The organism is Buttiauxella sp. BIGb0471, from assembly GCF_024807715.1.
GTDB classification, from domain to species: domain Bacteria; phylum Pseudomonadota; class Gammaproteobacteria; order Enterobacterales; family Enterobacteriaceae; genus Buttiauxella; species Buttiauxella agrestis.
In genome coordinates this window covers 26,172-46,536 of record NZ_JANUEU010000001.1, presented here as the reverse complement: position 1 = coordinate 46,536, position 20,365 = coordinate 26,172, and the positions used below count along the sequence as shown (strand labels likewise).

Genomic DNA, 20,365 nt, shown 5'->3' with positions numbered 1-20,365 from the left:
TTACGGAGTTTTATCATCACGAGACAAAACCGTAATCTCCATTTTGATCGCCGTTGATTGCTCGTTTTGCAACAACACCAAACCCGGTTGCCCCGCCATATTATGCGCGTTCACCGGATGAGTTTGTGGTTCGAGGCAAATAAACGGTGCATCTTCCATGCGGAAAACCATCAAATACGGCGTGGCGCAACGCAGTTGAACACGCATTTCGTCATTTTCGATTAACGCTCTGCCATTCCAGCCCGAATAGCCGACGTTCAACCACATGTTATCCGGCGTTTTCGGTTGCAGGAAATCGGTTTGCGCGGTCAGTTCACTCTGCCATTCCAACGGCAAGTGGTTCTCTCCTTCCGGCCAGAACCCTGTTGCGCCAAACTGCACGCGAGTGGAAGGTGTGAGATGGAAAAAGGGATGGAAACCCAGGCCATAAACCATCGGCTTACTTCCCCGATGAGACAATTCCAACTCGGCGATAAACCGCGCCCCTTCCAGTCGATAAGCGAGCCGAGCCTGATAATCAAATCCGCAGTCGTGCTGGCTTTCCATTGTCAGCACGAGATTCAAAGAATCATGCTTTTCTACTTCCCAGGCTTTCAGCCAGCCATCGCCATGTAGAAAGAATTGCTCATCCACCGGACTTTTTGGCAATTCGATTATCTCGCCGTGTAGCGGAAAACGATTCCCGGCAACGCGGTTTGCCAGCGGCAACATCGGGAACAGCGCTTTATCGCCAGGGTGAAGTATCGGCTGTTGATGTGAGAGCGACTCCAGGCTCCGAATTGCCGCCCCTTGCGGGGCGACGGTTAAACGTAAATGTTCATTTTCAAGTAACAGCATTTCCATATCTTAATGGGCCGTTCTTTCGGCACGCGCTTTCGCCGCTGCACCGTATTGGTCTGCCATACGTTTTTCCAGCGCTTCCAGACTCACACCTTTCGTTTCAGGCACATAACGGCGCACATAGATAAAGCCTGCCGCACAAATCACGCCGTAGAGCAGGAAGCTGCCCGCCGCGCCAAGACTGGCGTTCAACAGCGGGAAGGTATACGTCAGTAAGAAACAGGCTATCCACAGCGCCAGTGTTCCTAAAGACATCGCCAGGCCACGCACACGGTTTGGGAAAATCTCAGACAGCAGAACCCAGGTGACAGGGGCCAGCGTCAGAGCGTAAATCGCAATCGCCGCCAGAACCAAAATCAACACTGGCAGTCCCATAATGCCCAGCCCATAAGCCGCACCGATTAGCGCATAGATGATGGTCAGACCGGCGGCACCAAACAGCATCAGTTTGCGGCGGCCGATTTTATCCACCAGCGGCAGCGCTGCGAGGGTGAAGATCAGGTTAATCAAACCTGTCGCAACAATGGATTTCAGCGTGCTGTTGATATCAAAGCCTGCGGAGGCAAAGATTTCCTGCGCGTAGTTAAATATCACGTTAATGCCGCACCACTGCTGGAACACAGCCAACACCATCCCAATGATAATGATTGGCTTCACTTGCGGCTGCCACAGCGCACTCCATGAGACTTTTTGCGTGTCGTTGTTCAGCGTTTGCAGAATATCGTTCAGCGTGTCGTCGGCATATTTTTGATTACCGATACGTTTAAGCATCTGATGAGCGCGTTCGTTTTTACCGGCACGCGCCAGCCAGCGTGGCGATTCCGGTACAAAGAACATCAGCACTAAAAATGCCAGCGCAGGAACCAGTTCAGCACCAAACATCCAGCGCCAGCCGACCTGCCCGTTCCAGCTTTCGGTGATTTGCTGCATCGTTGCCGCGCTGCCAACCGGTTCTGCAATCACCAGGTTGATAAGCTGTGCTGCCAGTACGCCAATCACAATCGTTAACTGGTTGATGGCAACAAACTTACCGCGTTTTTCAGCCGGGCTGACTTCTGCGATATACATCGGACTGAGTGCTGATGCGAGGCCAATCCCTACCCCACCGACAATGCGATACACCACAAACATGTCGAAATTGCTGGCCATGGCTGTGCCCCAGGCCGAGGCGGTGAACAAAATCGCCGACATAATCAGCGGCGTTTTGCGCCCGAACCGGTCTGCGCACCAGCCGGAAATTAATGCCCCGAAAATACAGCCGACAAGCGCGGAACTCATCGCCCAGCCAGATTGTGCGGGATCGGTTATTGAGAAGTAGGCTTCGTAGAACGGTTTCGCTCCACCAATTACCACCCAGTCATATCCAAACAGCAAACCTCCGCAGGCGGCCACCAGACAGATAGTCCAGACATACCCCATGCGTAATTGTGTCTGTGCAGTGTTCATTGTTAATCCTCGTTTAAATCTTGTAGAGATACAGAGGAGCGGGAGTTATCTCCCGCCGTTTATTGTTATTTCAACACCAGGGGAAATACGCCGTTATGCACTGCCAGTTGCAGCAAGTGCGCTTTGTCATGAGCCGGATTTTGTGACAACAAGGCTTTCAAGGCTGCTTCAAATTCGGCGTGCTCACCCAATCCAAGATGCCCAAGGGCTGCGACAAACAGGCAGTGTTGGTGATGCACAGCCTGACGATCGGCATCTAGCGCCACTAAATCTGGTAGGGAGACAGCAAAGAAATCGGGTTCAGACAGATCGTTAAAGTGCGCATCAGCCCAGGCAATAAAGTTGCGAAACTGCAGCTCAGCCTGATCTTTTTCGCCGATACGGACCAACGCCATGGCCTGGTAGAACAGGTAATCAACCGGCTGGTCGTTGTAGTAACGCCCGGCTTCCAGCGTGGAGCCGCCCTCCAGCGCACGTTCGTAGCAATGCTGCGCACGCTCTGGTTGTTGGCTTTGCTGCGCACACCAACCCAGCAGATACCAGATATCGTTATCGCTCTGGCCAACTAAACGTCCTTCGCCGAGGTTTTCCGGGTAACTGAGCGCCTGCTGAAGTAGCTCTTCTGCTTTTCCAAACTGCTTATCGGCAATGTACGCCAGCGCCCTGCGTTGAAGATTTATCAGATACTGCCCGGTGACTTTGCCTTCGCCGCCCTCCCACGGGTGGAATTTACGCTGCGCTAAAACTTGCGCTGCGGCATCTGTTTCTCCATGGATATTCCACAGGCTGAGTAATTCTGCGGTCAGATCGTCACGTTTAAGGACCACGTCGCGGCGAGCCGCAAGATGCGCCAGGCGTTGTTCGGTAGAGCGACCGGTGAGTTTTTGCAGGTAATCCAGTTCAAACAGGAAGCGGGCGTTACCCGGCTCCAGCGCAACCGCGCGTTGCAGATACTGTTCCGCCAGTTCGGCATTGTGTTTTTTATTCCAGGCATGAATGCCCAACACCCGCTGAACCGCAGCAAATTCCGGGAGCTGCTCAGCAGCGAATTGCCAACATGCCACCGCGTCGTCATAGCGACGTTTGCTGTACCAGAAACATCCCAGCAGATATTGCGCGAAGCCATTATGTGGCAGACGTTGCAGCATTTGCACTTCGTCCAGCGTGTTCGGGAAGCGAACTTTACGGGCAAAATTGTCCTGCGCCTGCTGCACAAAAGCATGTTGCTGTGCATGGTCAGTTTCCAGTGCCGCACGCCACAACAGCGGCATCGCTTCTTGTGAATCCATCACACTCAGCAATTCCCGCGCCTGCGCTTCATGGCCCAGGCTCACCAGCCAACCCGCAAGAACGCTGGCATTCACACCGCGCTTACCGGTCACGCGCAGCAGTTCAGCACGGTCAGTTTCACTTTGCGTAATCACCCAGCGGGCATAATGCAGAACGTAACTGAGCGGGTATTCTTCAAGCTGCTGCGCAACCCAGCCCAGTGCTTTTTGTGACGCGCCGGTTTGATGAAGCGCTAGCGCTTTCAGCCCCATTGCCAGGTTATTGCTGGCGTTAAATTTCAGGCTTTGATTCACAAATGCCAGCGCCTGCGCAGCTTCATCTTTGCGCAGCGCCAGGCGAGCAAGCGCGTAAAATGCGGCATCACGGCAATTGCCGCTCCAGCTCGCTTTAAAGTAATCGTCAAACGCCCCGGCGCAGTCGCCCTGCCTCTCTTTTGCCGCCCCACGCAACATGCTGGCGTCACCGTTTTGCGGGTTTTTGTTCAGACGATGCGCGCGTTTCAGCGCGGCGTCGGCGTACTGTTCGGCAAGCGCCCAGTTTCCCCGGTTCAGCTCGAGCTGACCTAATGCCACGTTACAACGGTAATCCTCCGGGTCCAGCGCCAGCGCTCGTTGGTAATAATCAAACGCCGAGCGGCTGGCGTGCAGATATTGCTCCAGATGCTGACCGATGAAATACAGCTCGTCGCAATGGGTGATGTCCTGTGGTTTTGCCGGAACACTGGCAGGCTGCGGCAGCGGTAGATCTTCCGCAACATGCTCGCAGTAGCTGAGAATAAGTTTGCCCTGCGCGTCACGCAGATTCAGCGTCAGGCGCTGTGGCCAGCTGTCGCTGATAGCTTCCTGCCACGCCTGCGCGGGTAGCAGGGAAAGTGGGGTTTTCCACAACGTTCTACCCGCTGATTCAATTTCTAACGTAACGTCTGGCAACGGCGCGATGGCGTAGAGTCCGAGGTGCAGTTCACCGTTATGGCGCTCAAGTTTCACCGCCGCCTGAGTGTTGGCGTTTTGCAGCGTGCCCAATTGGCTGTATGGCAGGAAATTCTGCACGAAGATTTTTTCTTCGTAAGGCGCAATCCAGGTGAAATCAGGCTGGTTATCGGTGAACACCCCCGTCATCAGCTCGATATAGGGGCCGTTTTCATCCGTTAAATTGCGATCCCACGCCTGGCCGAAATCACAGTTTCCCCACGTCCATTGTTTCTTGCCCGGTGAAACATGGTGATCGGCAATATGCAGCAAACCGCCCTGCTCGCCGTGATGGTAAGCCCCGACAAAATCGTAATCTGATTTATCCGCCATATAAGACGTTGGCACCGGAATGTTTTTGTAGCGCGAGATATCCACGCCTGCGGAATAGTCGACTTTGTAGTAGGTGCCGTGGGCAATCGGGAAGGCGGAAACATCACGTTTGCCGTGATCGAATACCGCGGTGACATCAGGGGGGAATACGCTTTGGTGATCGTCGCCGCCTTTGACTGCCGGATTCGCCCACCACAGGAAATGGCGCGGCGTGGCGTTGCCGTTGAACACTTTGCCGGTGATTTCAATCAGCGCTTTTTCCGGGTAGAGCGTAAACCCGGTCATGACTTGCAAGCCGCGCATCGGCTCCACTTCACCCAACCAGACAGTTTGTGCGCCGTTGTCATGTTGCTGGAAAGTCACATCGACAGGCATAAAAGTGGTTGGGCGATGGTGCTGCGGCCAGTTAAATTCGATACCGCCGGAAATCCACGGCCCGACCAATCCCACCAGCGCCGGTTTCACCACTTCGTTGTAGTAAACGAAATCGCGCTCCATCACTTTGTCATAAGCGCGGTGAATACGGCCCCCCAGTTCTGGCAGCAGCATCACGCGGATAAAATCATTTTCTATCCAGACAGCGTTGTAATCACGCATTTCGCGCACACCGCTCAGGGTGTCGATCACGCCGTAGGGATAAACCGCACCGGAAGACCCCTGGTAAACACGACTTTCGAGGAACATCGGATTCGGGTCTTCTGCACCGGTCGTCCATGTGGGTAACGCAATCGTCTCTTGCCAGACGTTAACGGCTCCGTACATTTCGATTCTCCAGTAAACAAACAACAGTGAAATACGTTATGTTTGCAGTGTAGAGAACTCATTGCGCCTTAGAATGCTTAATGCTCACACAATAAAGTTAACGGAGTTTAGTGAAATGTATGATTCAGGGCTGAACAACCAACGCGTGCGGCAACTCAATCGCCAGACGTTGATGAAACTGGTGTGGCAGCATAAGCGGCTCAGTAAATCGCAGTTTTCGCAGTACACCGGGCTATCGATTCCCGCAGTGAGCAAGATTCTTGATGAATTAGTCGTAGACGGAAAGCTCAGCCATTCCAGTGAAAATCTGAGTAACCGTGGAATCAACAGCGGCAGTTACCAAATCCCGCCCGATGGCGATTTCATTCTTTGCATGAATGTCACCCCCACCAGCATTGAGAGTCAGCTGTGCGATGCACAGCTTTCACCGCAGGGGGAATTTGAACGGATTCAGGTTAATGCTGCTACGCCACAGGCACTACTCGCCGCTATCGAGAATATCTGGCGCACGCAACGCAAATGCTGGCCGAAAAAGAAAATTAACCTGGCGCTCGGGATCCACGGGCAAGTCGATCCGGTGACGGGAGTGTCGCAAACCATGCCGCAAGCGCCGTGGCGTGAACCGGTTGAAATCAAATATCTGCTGGAAGAAAAGCTCGGTGTAACCGTCAGGGTGGATAACGACTGCGTGATGCTGGCGCTGGCAGAGAAGTGGCAGAATCCGGCGAATCGCCAGGATTTCTGTGTGATAAATGTCGATTACGGTATCGGTTCTTCATTTGTGATTAACGGGCAAATTTATCGCGGCAGCCTGTACGGCAGCGGGCAAATCGGCCACACGATTGTGAACCCCGACGGCATGGCGTGTGACTGCGGGCGTTACGGCTGCCTGGAAACTGTGGCCTCGTTGACGGCGTTAAAAAAGCAGGCACGCATCTGGCTAAAATCACAACCCATTTCACCAAAGCTCGACCCGGAATCTATTACTTCAACACAGTTAATTACCGCCTGGCATGAAGGTAATGAATACGTTTGCCGTTGGGTAGAAAACGCCGCTAACGCCATTGGGTTAAGCCTGTACAACTTCCTCAATATTTTGAATATCAATCAGATTTTGTTCTACGGCAGAAGCTGCGGGTTTGGCGAAAGCTGGCTTGCGACCATCGACAAGCAAATTGGATTTAATCCGTTTGACCATGGCGATTCACTCAAGGCAAATGCGACACAAATCAGTTTCGGGCAATTGAGCCGACCGCAACAGGTGATGGGAGTGGGATATTTGTACGCTGAAGAGTCGCTGAATCAGGTGTGATTTGGGTATAAAAAAACCCCGGCGAACCGGGGTCTTCAACAGATTATGCGTACACCGGTAAGCGCGCGCAGATATCGAGAACTTTCTGCTTAGTGCGCTCGATAACCGCTTCGTCGTTGATGCTATCCAACACATCACACATCCAGCCAGCCAGTTCACGGACGTCAGCTTCAGTGAAGCCACGGCGCGTCACAGCAGGCGTACCGATACGGATACCGGAAGTCACAAACGGGCTCTTAGGATCGTTTGGCACGCTGTTTTTGTTCACGGTGATGTTTGCACGGCCCAGCGCTGCATCAGCTTCTTTACCGGTCAGGTTTTTATCAACCAGGTCCAGCAAGAACAGGTGGTTATCAGTGCCGCCAGAAACCACTTTGTAGCCACGTTCCAGGAACACAGCAACCATCGCTTTCGCGTTTTTAGCAACCTGGTGCTGGTAAGTTTTGAACTCAGGTTCCATGGCTTCTTTCAGTGCCACAGCTTTACCCGCGATGACGTGCATCAGTGGGCCGCCCTGCGCGCCTGGGAATACCGCGGAGTTCAGTTTCTTGTACAGCTCTTCGCTGCCGCCTTTCGCGAGGATTAAACCACCGCGTGGGCCTGCCAACGTTTTGTGTGTTGTGGTAGTCACAACGTGAGCATGTGGAACCGGGTTCGGATAAACGCCAGCCGCAATCAGGCCTGCAACGTGCGCCATATCGACGAACAGCTTCGCATCGACCATGTCAGCGATTTCACGCATTTTTGCCCAGTCAACGACGCCGGAATAAGCAGAGAAACCACCGATGATCATTTTCGGTTTGTGTTCTTTGGCTTGTTTTTCCAGATCTGCGTAATCAATGTGACCAGTTTCATCGATGCCGTAAGGAACGATGTTGTACAGCTTGCCGGAGAAGTTAACCGGGGAGCCGTGAGTCAGGTGGCCGCCGTGTGCCAGGTTCATACCCAGAACGGTATCGCCTGGTTCCAGCAAAGTGGTGTATACCGCAAAGTTAGCCTGTGAACCGGAGTGCGGCTGCACGTTAGCGTAATCAGCGCCGAACAGCTCTTTTGCACGGTCGATAGCCAGTTGCTCAACCACGTCGACATATTCACAGCCGCCGTAGTAACGCTTGCCTGGGTAGCCTTCTGCGTATTTGTTGGTTAACTGAGAACCCTGAGCCTGCATCACGCGCGGGCTGGTGTAGTTTTCGGAGGCGATCAGTTCAATGTGCTCTTCCTGACGTACTTTTTCTTGCTCCATAGCCTGCCACAGTTGGGCATCATAATCGGCAATGTTCATTTCACGTTTTAACATTCGCATCTCCAGACTCAGCTAACAGTAAATATTTGAACAGCTTTTTGGCCGCCTTAAATACAACGGGCAACAGTGTAAACCGAAACAGTGTTGCGTGATAGGTCTTGACATAGGTTTTTACGCAAACGATTGGCTTGGCGTCCTGCAAGGGTTTGAAGGCAAAAGTCATCGCTTATTTCAACGGATATTAATTCATCATCAACTTGCAGAAATTTCATGTTCTGTGAGCCGAATCGACTCAGTCAGTATCCATTTACAATGTAGTGCTTTTTTTTTGGCGAAGAGTTTTATAAGATGCATTTAAAATACATCATTAGATTTTAATGTCAGAAAATGGAGCTATACCATGCTTGATACCCAAACCATCGCTGTTGTGAAATCCACCATTCCCCTGCTTGCCGCGACCGGCCCAAAACTTACCGCACACTTTTACGACCGTATGTTCAGCCATAACCCTGAGCTGAAGGAAATCTTTAATATGAGCAACCAGCGCAACGGCGATCAGCGTGAAGCGCTGTTCAATGCTATTTGCGCGTACGCGACCAATATTGAAAATCTGGCCGTGCTGTTGCCTGCGGTAGAAAAAATTGCGCAGAAGCACACCAGCTTCCAGATCAAACCTGAGCAGTACGATATTGTCGGCGGCCATCTTTTGGCTACGCTGGATGAAATGTTCAGCCCGGGCCAGGAAGTGCTGGATGCCTGGGGCAAAGCGTATGGTGTGCTGGCGGGCGTGTTTATCAATCGTGAAGCGGAAATCTATCAGGACAATGCAGCGAAAAATGGCGGTTGGGAGGGCACTCGCGCGTTCCGTATTGTGGCAAAAGAGCCGCAAAGCACGCTGATTACCAGCTTTGAGTTTGAGCCTGTTGATGGCAAATCCGTTGCCGATTATCAGCCAGGCCAATACCTCGGTGTGTGGTTGAAACCAGAAGGTTTCCCGCATCAGGAAATTCGCCAGTATTCACTGACTCGTAAAGCCGATGGCAAAAGCTATCGCATCGCAGTGAAGCGTGAAGATTTGGGCCAGGTTTCAAGCTGGTTGCATAACCACGCACAAGTAGGTGATGAAGTGCATCTGGCTGCGCCTGCCGGTGATTTCTTTATGGACGTGAACGCACAAACTCCGGTTACGCTGATTTCCGCAGGCGTTGGCCAGACACCGATGTTGGCAATGCTGGATACGCTGGCAAAAAATCAGCATGCAGCCCAGGTGAACTGGTTCCACGCGGCAGACCATAGCGACGTGCACGCGTTTGCCGATGAAGTAACTCAGTTGGGCGCGCAATTGCCACGTTTTGAAAGCCACGTGTGGTATCGCGAACCGAGTGAAAACTGCCGCGCTCAGGCGAAGTTTGATAGCGAAGGTTTGATGGACTTAGTCGCGCTTGAGAGCAAAATCAGTGCGCCAGATATGCAGTTTTATCTGTGCGGGCCGGTGAGCTTTATGCGTTTTGCGGCGGAACAATTAGTGAAGTTGGGCGTTGAGCAGAGCCGAATTCACTATGAGTGTTTCGGCCCGCATAAAGTGATGTGATTTTTCAGCCGAATACATGCCCTCACCCTAGCCCTCTCCCACAGGAGAGGGGATTTTCTTTCCCCCTCGCCCCTTTGGGGAGAGGGCCGGGGTGAGGGGGAAAAATTAAATCGCGGCGTCGTCTTCTTCGCCAGTACGGATACGCACCACGCGAGCAACATCGAAGACAAAGATTTTACCATCGCCGATTTTGCCTGTTTGCGCGGTGCGGATGATGGTATCCACGCAGGTATCAACGATATCGTCGGTGACGACAATTTCAATTTTCACTTTCGGCAGGAAATCCACCATGTACTCAGCGCCACGGTACAGTTCGGTATGCCCTTTCTGACGACCAAAACCTTTAACTTCTGTGACCGTCATGCCAGTGATGCCAACTTCTGCCAGCGCTTCGCGAACGTCATCCAGCTTGAACGGTTTAATAATCGCATCAATTTTTTTCATAGTTTTCTCTGTCATCCCGCACTTCATCGATAGCCCAAACTTACCACAGACTACTCTTTAAAGTCATTGGCATCGAGCTCATGCCGTGAGAGTAATTTGTAGAATTCAGTACGGTTACGTCCCGCAACACGCGCCGCCTGAGTCACATTTCCTTTGGTCATTTGCAACAGTTTGCGCAGGTAATTCAGCTCAAACTGATTACGCGCTTCGACAAATGTCGGCAGCGCGGTGTTCTCACCTTCCAGCGCCTGATGCACCAGCGCATCGCTGATAACCGGAGCGGACGTCAACGCTACACATTGTTCAATCACGTTGACCAACTGGCGCACGTTGCCCGGCCAGCTTGCAGCCATCAAGCGCTTCATGGCATCGGTTGAGAAGCTGCGCACAAACGGTTTATGCCTGTCGGCGGACTGGCGTAACAAATGGTTTGCCAGCAACGGCACATCTTCTGCACGCTCTTGCAACGCAGGAATTTTCAGGCTCACCACGTTGAGGCGGTAAAATAAGTCTTCACGAAACTCGCCGCGCTCCATCGCTTTAGGTAAATCACGGTGAGTAGCCGAGAGAATACGCACGTCGATATCCAGGTCGCGGTTGCTGCCCAACGGGCGCACTTTGCGCTCCTGCAAAACACGTAACAATTTGACTTGCAAAGGAATTGGCATGTCGCCAATTTCATCGAGGAATAACGTTCCGCCTTCTGCGGCCTGGAATAACCCTTCCCTGCTGCTGACCGCGCCGGTAAACGCACCGCGGGCATGACCAAAAAGCTCGGATTCCAGTAGCTGTTCCGGCAGCGCGCCGCAGTTAATGGCGATAAATGCTTTTTTGCTGCGCGGGCTGGCGTTATGAATGGCCTGCGCAAGAATCTCTTTGCCGGTGCCGCTTTGCCCGTTAATCAACACACTGACGTCCGACTGCGCGACCATCCGCGCCTGCTCCAGCAAGCGCAGCATAGCGGGGCTTCGTGTGACGATAGTATCGCGCCACATATCGTCCCCGGCGATGACCGAGTGCACCAGCGCATCGTCAATGGCTTTATAAAGCGCGTCTTTATCGACAGGCTTGGTCAGGAAACTAAACACGCCCTGTTGCGTTGCCGCGACGGCGTCAGGTATCGAGCCGTGAGCGGTCAAAATGATCACCGGCATACCTGGATACACTTTCTGGATTTCAGCGAACAGCGCCATACCGTCCATTTCGTCCATCCGCAAATCACTGATCACCAGGTCGATTTTTTCACGACCAAGCAGACGCAACCCTTCGGCACCGCTTTCGGCAGTCGAGACGGTGTAACCTTCGCTCGTCAGGCGCATACCTAGAAGTTTCAGCAAGCCCGGATCGTCATCGACCAGCAGTAATCTGGCGGGTTTACGTTGCGTCATGGTTTCGCCTCCTGCGCGGGTTTGGTGTTGTCCGGCAATTCTGTGCTGGCAGGTTTACGGCTGGAAAGCTGACGCTCGATGTCGGTTAAGTTTTCCAGTTTTCGGGTGGTCAAACTTAGCTGGCTTCTGAGCCGTTGTTGCTGCTCGCGCAGCGTGTCCAGCTCGCTGTCTGAGCTTTGCTGCAATTTACTGTAGCGCGTGCGTTCATCTGAAAGCGCCAGCAAAGATGCCTGCCCATCACGCCATACCTGGAACAATGAACGCACCTGCGAAGGGACTTCAGCTGTCATCGCATCGAGCTTAACCATGTAACGGCGGCGCTCGGTGGGGGAGATTTTGGCATTCGCCAGCAAAATGCCTCGCTTGAAGGTATCGCGCCAGCTATCGGACGGCCAGCGACGTGCTTCCGCTCGCGCCTGTGCAGGCGCTAAACGTTCGGCGCAGTCCATCGCCCGCAGCCAGTACAGCGGGTTGCTCATGGAGTCGTGGCTCTGGTTTTGCCAGATATCTTCACAATCTGTCGATAGGTAATCCGCCAGCTGTTGTTCCGGCTCTTCTGCCACCGGCGGATGTTTTACGTCTTTGGGCGCTGCGTTTTGCACACAACTCGCCAGCAATAAGGGCAGGAGCAATGCTGACAAAGGGCGAAAAATAGTCACTTTCATTTTTTATTTGTTCTCGGGAAAAACAGGCAACTCAATTCGGAAGCAGACATCTGCCGTTTCATCGTCAATCAGATGCAATTCGCCATGCATGCGACGGATACAATCCTGGGCAATACTCAGGCCCAGGCCACTCCCTTTAACCGCACCTTTGCGCTGGTGACTTCCCTGATAAAAAGGTTCAAAAATCATCTCTCGCTCCGCAGGCGGAATAGGATCACCCGTATTACCGACATCAATGTGAAGAGCGTTCCCCACCTGCGTGCTACGTAAATAAATGGTACCGGATTCAGACCCATAGTGCACCGCATTGGAATAGAGATTATCCAGTACGCTCATGAGCAACATGGGTTCGGCGAGGACAGGCTCCGGGCTAAAATCACATACGGTACGCATCATTTTAGCCCGTGCTGGCAAACTGTGAGCGGCAATAATCACATCCACTAACGGTGCCAATTCAACTTTCTCAAGTTCGACCGGAACGTCCGCCAGTTTGCGGTTGTAATCCAGCAGTTGTTCAATCAATTTTTGCAGGTGACGACTGCTGTTATCGAGGATTTCGACCACCTCTTTTTGGTCGTTGGTTAACGGCCCAACGACCTGGTCTGCCAGCAGTTCAGTGCCTTCGCGCATACTGGCGAGGGGAGTTTTTAACTCATGTGAGATATGGCGTAAAAACTCATGGCGCTGAGATTCAAGCCAGGACAGACGTTCGCTTAACCAGACAATTCGCTGCCCCACCGAGCGCAGTTCGCGCGGCCCTTTAAACAACACCGCGTTGCCCAATGAATGACCTTCGCCCAGTAAATTGATCATCCGCTCAATGCCTTTAACCGGGCCGATAATCATGCGCGTGAAGATAATCACCAGCGCGACGCTTAACAAAAACAGCACCAGCGCTTGCCAGCCGAAGAACTGTCCGCGTTCGGCGATTTCTTGCTGGAGTTGCTGCCCACGAGAGAACACCACCGCGCGTGTCGCTTGCACCATTTCAGCGTTAGCTGTAGCGAAGGTTTCAAGGTGTGCCGCGGCAGCGGAATCTGGCCCACTGTTTTTGCATTGAATTTCGGCGAGGTCGTTGAGCGACTGGCGCAACGTTTGATAAAGATGATTGTCCGGCAGAACGCCTGCGTGGGCTTCGAGCATTTGCGCGTAACGTTTACGCTGCCCCTCATAAACCTTAGCGAGCGTGGTATCGTCCAGCACACAGTACTGTCGATAGCTACGTTCCATTTCCAGCGCCACGTTGGTCATCGCTTCACTGCGACGCGCATCCACAAGCGTTGTGCGATTGGTGACTGCGGCCTGGTCGCTCAGCGCATTCAGGCTTTGCCAGGCTTGCCACGCCAGCACCAGCAATGGAACCAGCACCAGCAAAAAGGCCATCATGACGAGCTGACGTAGGGAGCGAGGGAAAAAGTGCCACTGGTTCAATAGCTTCATCTCATTGTCTACCTGAATGATTCGATGCTAACGGGGATTGGCGGGAGTTGAAAGTTCAGAAACAACAAAGGCAGAGAATAATCTCTGCCTTTGTTCTGGAATCAGGCGGTGCCTTACTCAACGTTTCGCCCGGAGCATGATAAAGCAGTACAAGACTGACAATAATCAAAAGGTGGACGGCAGGCACCTGGAGTGCGTCATTCTAAGTTTTATGTAGCACAACCCTTGCGGGGGCTGACATAGGAGGGTGAATGAGCCACTGCGCAGTATTATGCATACTATGTGCCATGTTTGCTACAAATAATGCATGCCAATGTTTCTATTATGTTTATTTGTTTAATCACTCACACTGCAAACTGATTGTTTTTCAACCGTAACGTCGCTATTTAGCAACACTTAAATTTCATATTTTATATATCAATTAAAATCAATATGTTAAGTGTCGCAAATTAGAGACACACCAAGAGAGCTATTGTCGGGAAATGGTGACAAAAAAATCCCTGCCGAAGCAGGGATTCCACAACAACTTAACCGAGTTGCTTACGCGCATTACGGAAAATGCGTATCCACGGGCTATCCTCGCCCCACTCTTCCGGGTGCCACGAGTTACTTACGGTACGGAACACACGCTCAGGGTGCGGCATCATAATGGTCACGCGCCCGCTTTCGTTGGTCACCGCAGTAATACCGTTCGGGGAACCGTTCGGGTTCGCCGGGTAGTTTTGCGTAACTTTACCGAAGTTGTCGATAAAGCGCAGTGCCACCAGCCCTTTGCTTTCCAGCGCTGCCAGATGCGCCGCATCACGCACTTCAACATGCCCTTCGCCGTGAGAAACCGCGATTGGCATGTGGGAGCCGACCATGCCTTGCAGCAGTAAAGACGGGCTTGAGGTGACTTCTACCAGACTGAAGCGCGCTTCAAAGCGGTCTGAATGGTTACGCACAAAGCGCGGCCACAGGTCGCTTCCAGGAATCAGTTCGCGCAGGTTCGACATCATCTGGCAACCATTACACACACCCAACGCCAGAGTTTGTGGGCGATGGAAGAAGGTTTCGAACTCATCACGCACGCGAGAGTTAAACAGAATGGATTTCGCCCATCCTTCGCCAGCACCCAGTACGTCGCCGTAAGAGAAGCCGCCACACGCCACCAGCGCCTGGAAATCTTCCAGACCACGACGGCCAGCCAGTAAATCACTCATGTGTACGTCGATGGCATCAAAGCCCGCGCGGTGGAAGGCGGCCGCCATTTCAACGTGGGAGTTAACGCCCTGCTCGCGCAGTACAGCCACTTTCGGACGCGCGCCTTTGGCGATAAACGGTGCGGCGATATCTTCTTTAATATCGAAGCTCAGTTTAACGTTCAGGCCAGGATCGTTGTCATTGGCTTTCGCTTCATGTTCTTGATCTGCACATTCCGGGTTATCGCGCAGACGCTGCATCTGCCAGGTGGTTTCTGCCCACCACATGCGAAGCGTGGTGCGGCTTTCGCTAAATACCGCATGACCATCGGCGGTCAGTGTGAAACGGTCCCCTGCCACGGCTTTACCGAGGAAGTGAACGCAATCCGCAAGACCGTGGTCTGCCAACGTTTTCTCAACGGCGGCACGATCGGCTGCTTTCACCTGGATTACTGCACCTAACTCTTCATTGAAGAGTGCTGCCAGATGGTCTTTGCCAAGTGCGGCAATATCCGCTTCCACGCCGCAGTGACCAGCGAATGCCATCTCTGCAAGCGTAACCAACAGACCACCATCAGAACGGTCGTGGTAAGCCAGCAGTTTTTGCTCGGCCACCAGCGCCTGAATCGCGTTGAAGAAGCCTTTCAGTTGTTCGGCGCTGCGAACGTCAGCAGGTTTGTCGCCCAACTGGCGGTAAACCTGAGAAAGCGCAGTAGCGCCCAACGCGTTATGACCCGCACCTAAATCAATAAGCAACAAGGCGTTATCTTCGGTTTGCAGCTGTGGCGTTACGGTGCGGCGCACATCTTCAACACGGGCAAATGCGGTGATCACCAGCGACAGCGGAGAGGTCATCTCGCGTTGCTCGGTGCCTTCCTGCCAGCGGGTTTTCATCGACATAGAGTCTTTGCCGACTGGAATTGTCAGGCCAAGCGTCGGGCAAAGTTCTTCGCCCACGGCTTTCACCGCTTCGTACAGGCCAGCGTCCTCACCCGGATGACCGGCTGCGGACATCCAGTTTGCTGAGAGTTTAATACGGTTGAGTGCACCAATTTGCGTAGCCGCAATGTTGGTCAACGCTTCACCGACCGCCAGGCGACCTGATGCTGCGAAGTCCAGCAACGCGACCGGCGCACGTTCGCCCAGAGACATCGCTTCGCCGTAATAGCTATCCAGACTTGCAGTCGTGACTGCACAGTTAGCCACCGGGATCTGCCACGGGCCAACCATTTGATCACGCGCGACCATGCCGGTAACCGAACGGTCGCCGATGGTCACGAGGAACGTTTTTTCCGCAACCGTTGGCAAATGCAGCACACGGTTTACTGCATCAGCAATCGTGATGTTACGGCAATCCAGCGCATCGCCCTTCGCTTTCAGTGTTTCAACGTTGCGTTCCATTTTCGGCGTTTTACCGAGCAGCACATCCAGCGGCATATCAATCGGCTGGTTTTCGAAATGGCTATCGTTAAGCGTCAGATGTTTTTCTTCCGTGGCTTCGCCGATAACGGCATATGGCGCACGTTCACGGCGGCACAGTTCGTCAAACAGCGGCAACTGGTCTGGAGCAACGGCCAGAACATAACGTTCCTGGGATTCGTTACACCACACTTCCAGCGGGCTCATGCCCGGCTCATCGTTCAGGATATCGCGCAGCTCAAAACGGCCACCGCGACCACCGTCACTCACCAACTCAGGCATGGCGTTGGAAAGGCCACCCGCGCCCACGTCGTGAATAAACAGGATCGGGTTGGCATCGCCCAACTCCCAGCAGCGGTCGATGACTTCCTGGCAACGGCGTTCCATTTCTGGGTTGTCGCGCTGTACGGAAGCAAAATCGAGATCCGCATCAGACTGGCCTGAAGCCATAGAAGAAGCTGCGCCGCCGCCCAGGCCAATGTTCATTGATGGACCGCCGAGGACGATAAGTTTCGCGCCCACGGTGATTTCGCCTTTCTGCACATGATCGGCGCGAATGTTGCCGATACCGCCCGCCAGCATGATTGGCTTGTGGTAGCCGCGCAGTTCGACGCCGTTGTGGCTGTTAACTTGCTCTTCGTAGGTACGGAAGTAGCCAGTCAGCGCCGGACGACCAAATTCGTTGTTAAATGCCGCACCGCCCAGAGGGCCGTCGGTCATGATATCCAGCGCGGTCACAATGCGATCGGGCTTGCCGAAATCTTCTTCCCATGGCTGTTCAAAGCTTGGAATACGCAAGTTAGAAACCGAGAAGCCCACCAGACCTGCTTTTGGTTTTGCACCACGGCCCGTTGCGCCTTCATCACGGATTTCGCCACCTGAACCGGTCGCCGCACCCGGCCACGGGGAAATCGCGGTTGGGTGGTTGTGGGTTTCAACTTTCATCAGGATATGTGCGTCTTCCTGGTGATAGTCGTAACGGCCCGCTTCGTGGTCGGCAAAGAAGCGCCCAACCTGTGAGCCTTCCATGACTGCGGCGTTATCTTTATAAGCCGATAACACGTAGTCAGGCGTTTTCTCAAAGGTGTTTTTAATCATTTTGAACAGCGATTTAGGCTGTTCCACGCCGTCAATAATCCAGTCGGCGTTAAAAATCTTATGGCGGCAATGTTCGGAGTTAGCCTGCGCGAACATATACAGCTCGATGTCATTCGGGTTGCGCCCCAGTTTGGTGAACGCATCCTGCAAGTAGTCGATTTCATCTTCTGCTAAAGCCAGCCCTAAACGGATGTTGGCTTCAACCAGCGCTTCGCGGCCCTGCGTTAACAGGTCAACGCTTTGCACTGGGGCAGGCGTGTGATGAGAGAACAGTTGCTGCGCATCGTCCAGCGCACCAAACACGCTTTCCATCATGCGGTCGTGCAGCAACGCGGCAACTTCCTGGCGCTGTGCATCGGTCAATGTGCTGGCAGTGATGTAATACGCCACGCCGCGTTCAAGGCGCTTAACTTTGGCCAGATCGCAGTTGTGGGCAATATCGGTGGCTTTGGAGGACCAGGGTGAGATGGTACCAGGACGCGGCGTAACCAGAATCAGGTTGCCAGTCGGGGCGTGGTCGGCAAGGGTTGGACCATATTTCAACAACCGTTGCAGGCGGGCGTGCTCTTCAGCCGTCAGCGGCGCCTCGAGATCGGCAAAGTGAATATACTCGGCATAAATGTCGCTGACCGGAAGGTTGGCGTCATTAAAGCGGGCCAGTAATTTGTTAATACGAAATGCCGATAAAGCGGGCGAACCACGCAGAATTTCCATCATCAAAGATCTCTCGTCTTCGAAACGCCAGGGGGACGCTTCAGTGGGCGCAAGGGGAAAACGGGCGCCATTATAGAGAATCCGCCGCCATGACGAAACCGTTTGCGTATAAATAAACGCATTAGTTTTCACTGATGGAAATTTAATCAGAAATGTTGAATATGTTGCACAGTGGCGTTTTGTTAAGCAAAATGCGCCACACCTTTTGGGAGCACCTCCACTTTTGAAGCCTGTTGTTAGCGAAAACTCTACGCCTCGTTGCAGATTAACTATTTGAAAAGATTTAAGATTAATTATCTGCTTATCGGTGCCGTAACCGTGTTGCTGGCAGTGGCGCTCTGGCCCTCCATTCCCTGGTTCGGACAAGCCGAAAACCGTATCGCCGCCATTCAGGCGCGGGGGGTTTTGCGCGTCAGTACAATTCAATCACCTTTGACTTATACCCAGTATCAGGGAAAAGAAATTGGTCTCGATTATGAGATGGCCGAACAATTTGCCCGTTACCTTGGCGTGAAGCTGGAAGTGACCGTTCGTCCGAATATTCAAGAGCTGTTTGATGACATTGATAATGACAAAGCCGATGTGATTGCAGCAGGCCTGGTCTACAACACTCAACGCAGCCAGCATTACCAGGCGGGGCCAGCCTACTATTCCGTTTCACAGCAGATGGTTTATCGCATGGGTAGCCCGCGCCCTAAAACATTGGCTGGCGTTAAAGAGAACCAGTTGGTGCTTTCGCCAGGCGTGACCTCGCTCAATGCATTGAAAAAGCTTAAAGAAGAGAAGTACCCAGATTTGAGCTGGCGTATCGACGAAAGGCACAGCAGCACGGAACTGTTGCAACAAGTTGTCGACGGGAAGATCGCTTTTACGATTGCAGATTCCGTCGCGATAAGCACTTTCCAGCGCGTTCATCCGCAACTTGCCGTCGCTCTGGATGTGACTGATGAGCAGCCCGTGACGTGGTTTAGCGCGCTGGATGGCGATGATAGCCTTTCTGCGGCCCTTCTCGACTTTTATAACAAGCTGAACAGCGACGGGACTTTTGCTCGCCTGGAAGAGAAATATCTTGGCCACGTTGGGGATTTTGATTATGTCGATACCCGCACGTTCCTCAAAGCCGTGGATTCCGTGTTGCCTGAGCTTCAGCCATTATTCGAAAAATATGCCACTGAAATAGACTGGCGTTTACTGGCGGCAATTTCGTATCAGGAATCACACTGGGACAACCAGGCTACGTCGCCAACCGGCGTGCGCGGATTGATGATGCTGACTAAAAACACGGCACAAAGTCTCGGTGTGACGGACCGCCTGGATCCAGAGCAAAGCATTGCAGGCGGAAGCCAGTATCTGAAAGATATGATGGCGAAAGTGCCTGATAGCGTGCCGGAAGAAGAGCGGATTTGGTTTGCGCTGACAGCGTACAACATGGGTTATGCCCACATGCTGGATGCACGCCAACTAACAGCGAAGCAAAAAGGTAATCCGGATAGCTGGGCGGATGTTAAAATTCGTCTGCCTCTATTGAGCCAGAAACAATATTACAGCAAAACAACTTATGGTTATGCCCGTGGCCATGAGGCGTATGCGTACGTCGAAAATATCCGCAAGTACTACATAAGCCTGGCAGGGTATTTACTTGAAAAAGAGAAGCAGGAAGCGCAGGAAGAAAAATACGCGCAAGCATATCCTGTCGTCGCGCCTGTGGAGCTGGCTACTCCGCGCTTCGGGCCTTTTCCTTTAGGGCCTTTTTCTCAAGACGACGCGCTCGAAAGAAATCGCTCAGCATTGCCGAACACTCTTCTGCCAGCACGCCCTCAGTCACAGTAACCTGGTGGTTCATGCCAGGGTGTCTGAGTACATCCATTAAAGAACCAATCGCACCCGTTTTGGCATCACGCGCACCAAATACCAGGTTGCCTATACGCCCGTGAACCATGGCTCCAGCACACATGACGCATGGCTCGAGGGTGACATAAAGCGTGGTGTCCAGCAGACGGTAGTTTTGCAAAACAACCCCACCCTGGCGCAGCGCCATGATTTCAGCATGAGCCGTGGGATCGTGTCGGCCAATCGGGCGATTCCAGCCTTCGCCAATCACCTGGTTGTTATGAACCAGCACCGCCCCAACCGGAACTTCACCTTCATCCCATGCACGACGAGCGAGTACTAACGCATGACGCATCCAGTATTCATGGGTAAATTCACTTTCTGACACGGGATTCTCCGGG

General features: G+C 53.0%; 13 protein-coding genes. 3 read left to right on the top strand and 10 right to left on the bottom strand.

Annotated elements, in window-relative coordinates; all coding sequences use genetic code 11:
- The 3 genes from M2371_RS00200 to M2371_RS00190 form a co-directional block, all read right to left on the bottom strand.
- Positions 1-843, bottom strand: coding sequence for an aldose 1-epimerase (locus M2371_RS00200; protein ID WP_259266597.1), 843 nt, complete (start codon positions 841-843; stop codon positions 1-3).
- A 3-nt stretch (positions 844-846) separates the two neighbouring features.
- A complete protein-coding gene (locus M2371_RS00195) occupies positions 847-2,286 on the bottom strand; it encodes a sugar porter family MFS transporter (protein WP_172893465.1) in 1,440 nt (479 codons plus the stop codon).
- A 65-nt stretch (positions 2,287-2,351) separates the two neighbouring features.
- Complete coding sequence (locus M2371_RS00190) at positions 2,352-5,639, bottom strand: DUF5107 domain-containing protein (RefSeq protein ID WP_259266596.1); 3,288 nt, start codon at positions 5,637-5,639, stop codon at positions 2,352-2,354.
- Positions 5,640-5,754: 115 nt separating this feature from the next.
- On the opposite strand from M2371_RS00190, the gene M2371_RS00185 reads away from it, so the two are divergent.
- Positions 5,755-6,951 carry an ROK family protein gene (locus M2371_RS00185; RefSeq protein ID WP_259266595.1) on the top strand — a complete coding sequence of 399 codons (1,197 nt, stop codon included), beginning with the start codon at positions 5,755-5,757 and terminating at the stop codon, positions 6,949-6,951.
- Between the two features lie 43 nt (positions 6,952-6,994).
- Here M2371_RS00185 and glyA read toward each other — a convergent pair whose 3' ends face one another.
- Entirely contained in the window at positions 6,995-8,248 is a 1,254-nt protein-coding gene (gene glyA / locus M2371_RS00180; RefSeq protein ID WP_034497731.1) for a serine hydroxymethyltransferase, read from the bottom strand.
- Between the two features lie 346 nt (positions 8,249-8,594).
- Here glyA and hmpA point away from each other — a divergent pair, with 346 nt between their 5' ends.
- Positions 8,595-9,785, top strand: a complete 1,191-nt coding sequence (gene hmpA / locus M2371_RS00175) for an NO-inducible flavohemoprotein (RefSeq protein WP_259266594.1) — start codon at positions 8,595-8,597, stop codon at positions 9,783-9,785.
- Between the two features lie 105 nt (positions 9,786-9,890).
- Here hmpA and glnB read toward each other — a convergent pair whose 3' ends face one another.
- The 5 genes from glnB to purL all read right to left on the bottom strand — a co-directional run bounded on the left by glnB (position 9,891) and on the right by purL (position 18,137).
- Positions 9,891-10,229, bottom strand: coding sequence for a nitrogen regulatory protein P-II (gene glnB, locus M2371_RS00170; protein ID WP_002438074.1), 339 nt, complete (start codon positions 10,227-10,229; stop codon positions 9,891-9,893).
- Positions 10,230-10,279: 50 nt separating this feature from the next.
- Positions 10,280-11,617, bottom strand: coding sequence for a two-component system response regulator GlrR (glrR, locus tag M2371_RS00165; protein WP_172893460.1), 1,338 nt, complete (start codon positions 11,615-11,617; stop codon positions 10,280-10,282).
- Positions 11,614-12,282, bottom strand: coding sequence for a two-component system QseEF-associated lipoprotein QseG (gene qseG / locus M2371_RS00160; RefSeq protein ID WP_051873731.1), 669 nt, complete (start codon positions 12,280-12,282; stop codon positions 11,614-11,616). Before qseG ends, glrR begins: the two co-directional genes overlap by 4 nt.
- A gap of 3 nt (positions 12,283-12,285) precedes the next feature.
- Entirely contained in the window at positions 12,286-13,722 is a 1,437-nt protein-coding gene (locus M2371_RS00155; RefSeq protein WP_404979368.1) for a sensor histidine kinase, read from the bottom strand.
- Between the two features lie 527 nt (positions 13,723-14,249).
- Positions 14,250-18,137: a phosphoribosylformylglycinamidine synthase gene (gene purL, locus M2371_RS00150; protein WP_259266593.1), complete on the bottom strand. Its 3,888-nt coding sequence runs from the start codon at positions 18,135-18,137 to the stop codon at positions 14,250-14,252.
- A gap of 270 nt (positions 18,138-18,407) precedes the next feature.
- Between purL and mltF the strand changes: the two genes are divergently transcribed.
- Positions 18,408-19,964 carry a membrane-bound lytic murein transglycosylase MltF gene (gene mltF, locus M2371_RS00145; RefSeq protein ID WP_172893458.1) on the top strand — a complete coding sequence of 519 codons (1,557 nt, stop codon included), beginning with the start codon at positions 18,408-18,410 and terminating at the stop codon, positions 19,962-19,964.
- On the opposite strand, the gene tadA is transcribed toward mltF, so the two are convergent.
- Positions 19,849-20,319: a tRNA adenosine(34) deaminase TadA gene (gene tadA, locus M2371_RS00140; RefSeq protein WP_404979376.1), complete on the bottom strand. Its 471-nt coding sequence runs from the start codon at positions 20,317-20,319 to the stop codon at positions 19,849-19,851. The genes mltF and tadA overlap by 116 nt on opposite strands.
- Positions 20,320-20,365 lie beyond the last annotated feature (46 nt).

What these genes read in the sequence shown, in the direction of transcription:
- purL (WP_259266593.1), bottom strand. Translation starts at nt 18,137, where the DNA reads ATGATGGAAATTCTGCGTGGTTCGCCCGCTTTATCGGCATTTCGTATT.
- glyA (WP_034497731.1), bottom strand. Translation starts at nt 8,248, where the DNA reads ATGTTAAAACGTGAAATGAACATTGCCGATTATGATGCCCAACTGTGG.
- M2371_RS00190 (WP_259266596.1), bottom strand. Translation starts at nt 5,639, where the DNA reads ATGTACGGAGCCGTTAACGTCTGGCAAGAGACGATTGCGTTACCCACA.
- M2371_RS00185 (WP_259266595.1), top strand. Translation starts at nt 5,755, where the DNA reads ATGTATGATTCAGGGCTGAACAACCAACGCGTGCGGCAACTCAATCGC.
- hmpA (WP_259266594.1), top strand. Translation starts at nt 8,595, where the DNA reads ATGCTTGATACCCAAACCATCGCTGTTGTGAAATCCACCATTCCCCTG.
- glrR (WP_172893460.1), bottom strand. Translation starts at nt 11,617, where the DNA reads ATGACGCAACGTAAACCCGCCAGATTACTGCTGGTCGATGACGATCCG.
- qseG (WP_051873731.1), bottom strand. Translation starts at nt 12,282, where the DNA reads ATGAAAGTGACTATTTTTCGCCCTTTGTCAGCATTGCTCCTGCCCTTA.
- tadA (WP_404979376.1), bottom strand. Translation starts at nt 20,319, where the DNA reads ATGCGTCATGCGTTAGTACTCGCTCGTCGTGCATGGGATGAAGGTGAA.
- M2371_RS00155 (WP_404979368.1), bottom strand. Translation starts at nt 13,722, where the DNA reads ATGAAGCTATTGAACCAGTGGCACTTTTTCCCTCGCTCCCTACGTCAG.
- glnB (WP_002438074.1), bottom strand. Translation starts at nt 10,229, where the DNA reads ATGAAAAAAATTGATGCGATTATTAAACCGTTCAAGCTGGATGACGTT.
- M2371_RS00200 (WP_259266597.1), bottom strand. Translation starts at nt 843, where the DNA reads ATGGAAATGCTGTTACTTGAAAATGAACATTTACGTTTAACCGTCGCC.
- M2371_RS00195 (WP_172893465.1), bottom strand. Translation starts at nt 2,286, where the DNA reads ATGAACACTGCACAGACACAATTACGCATGGGGTATGTCTGGACTATC.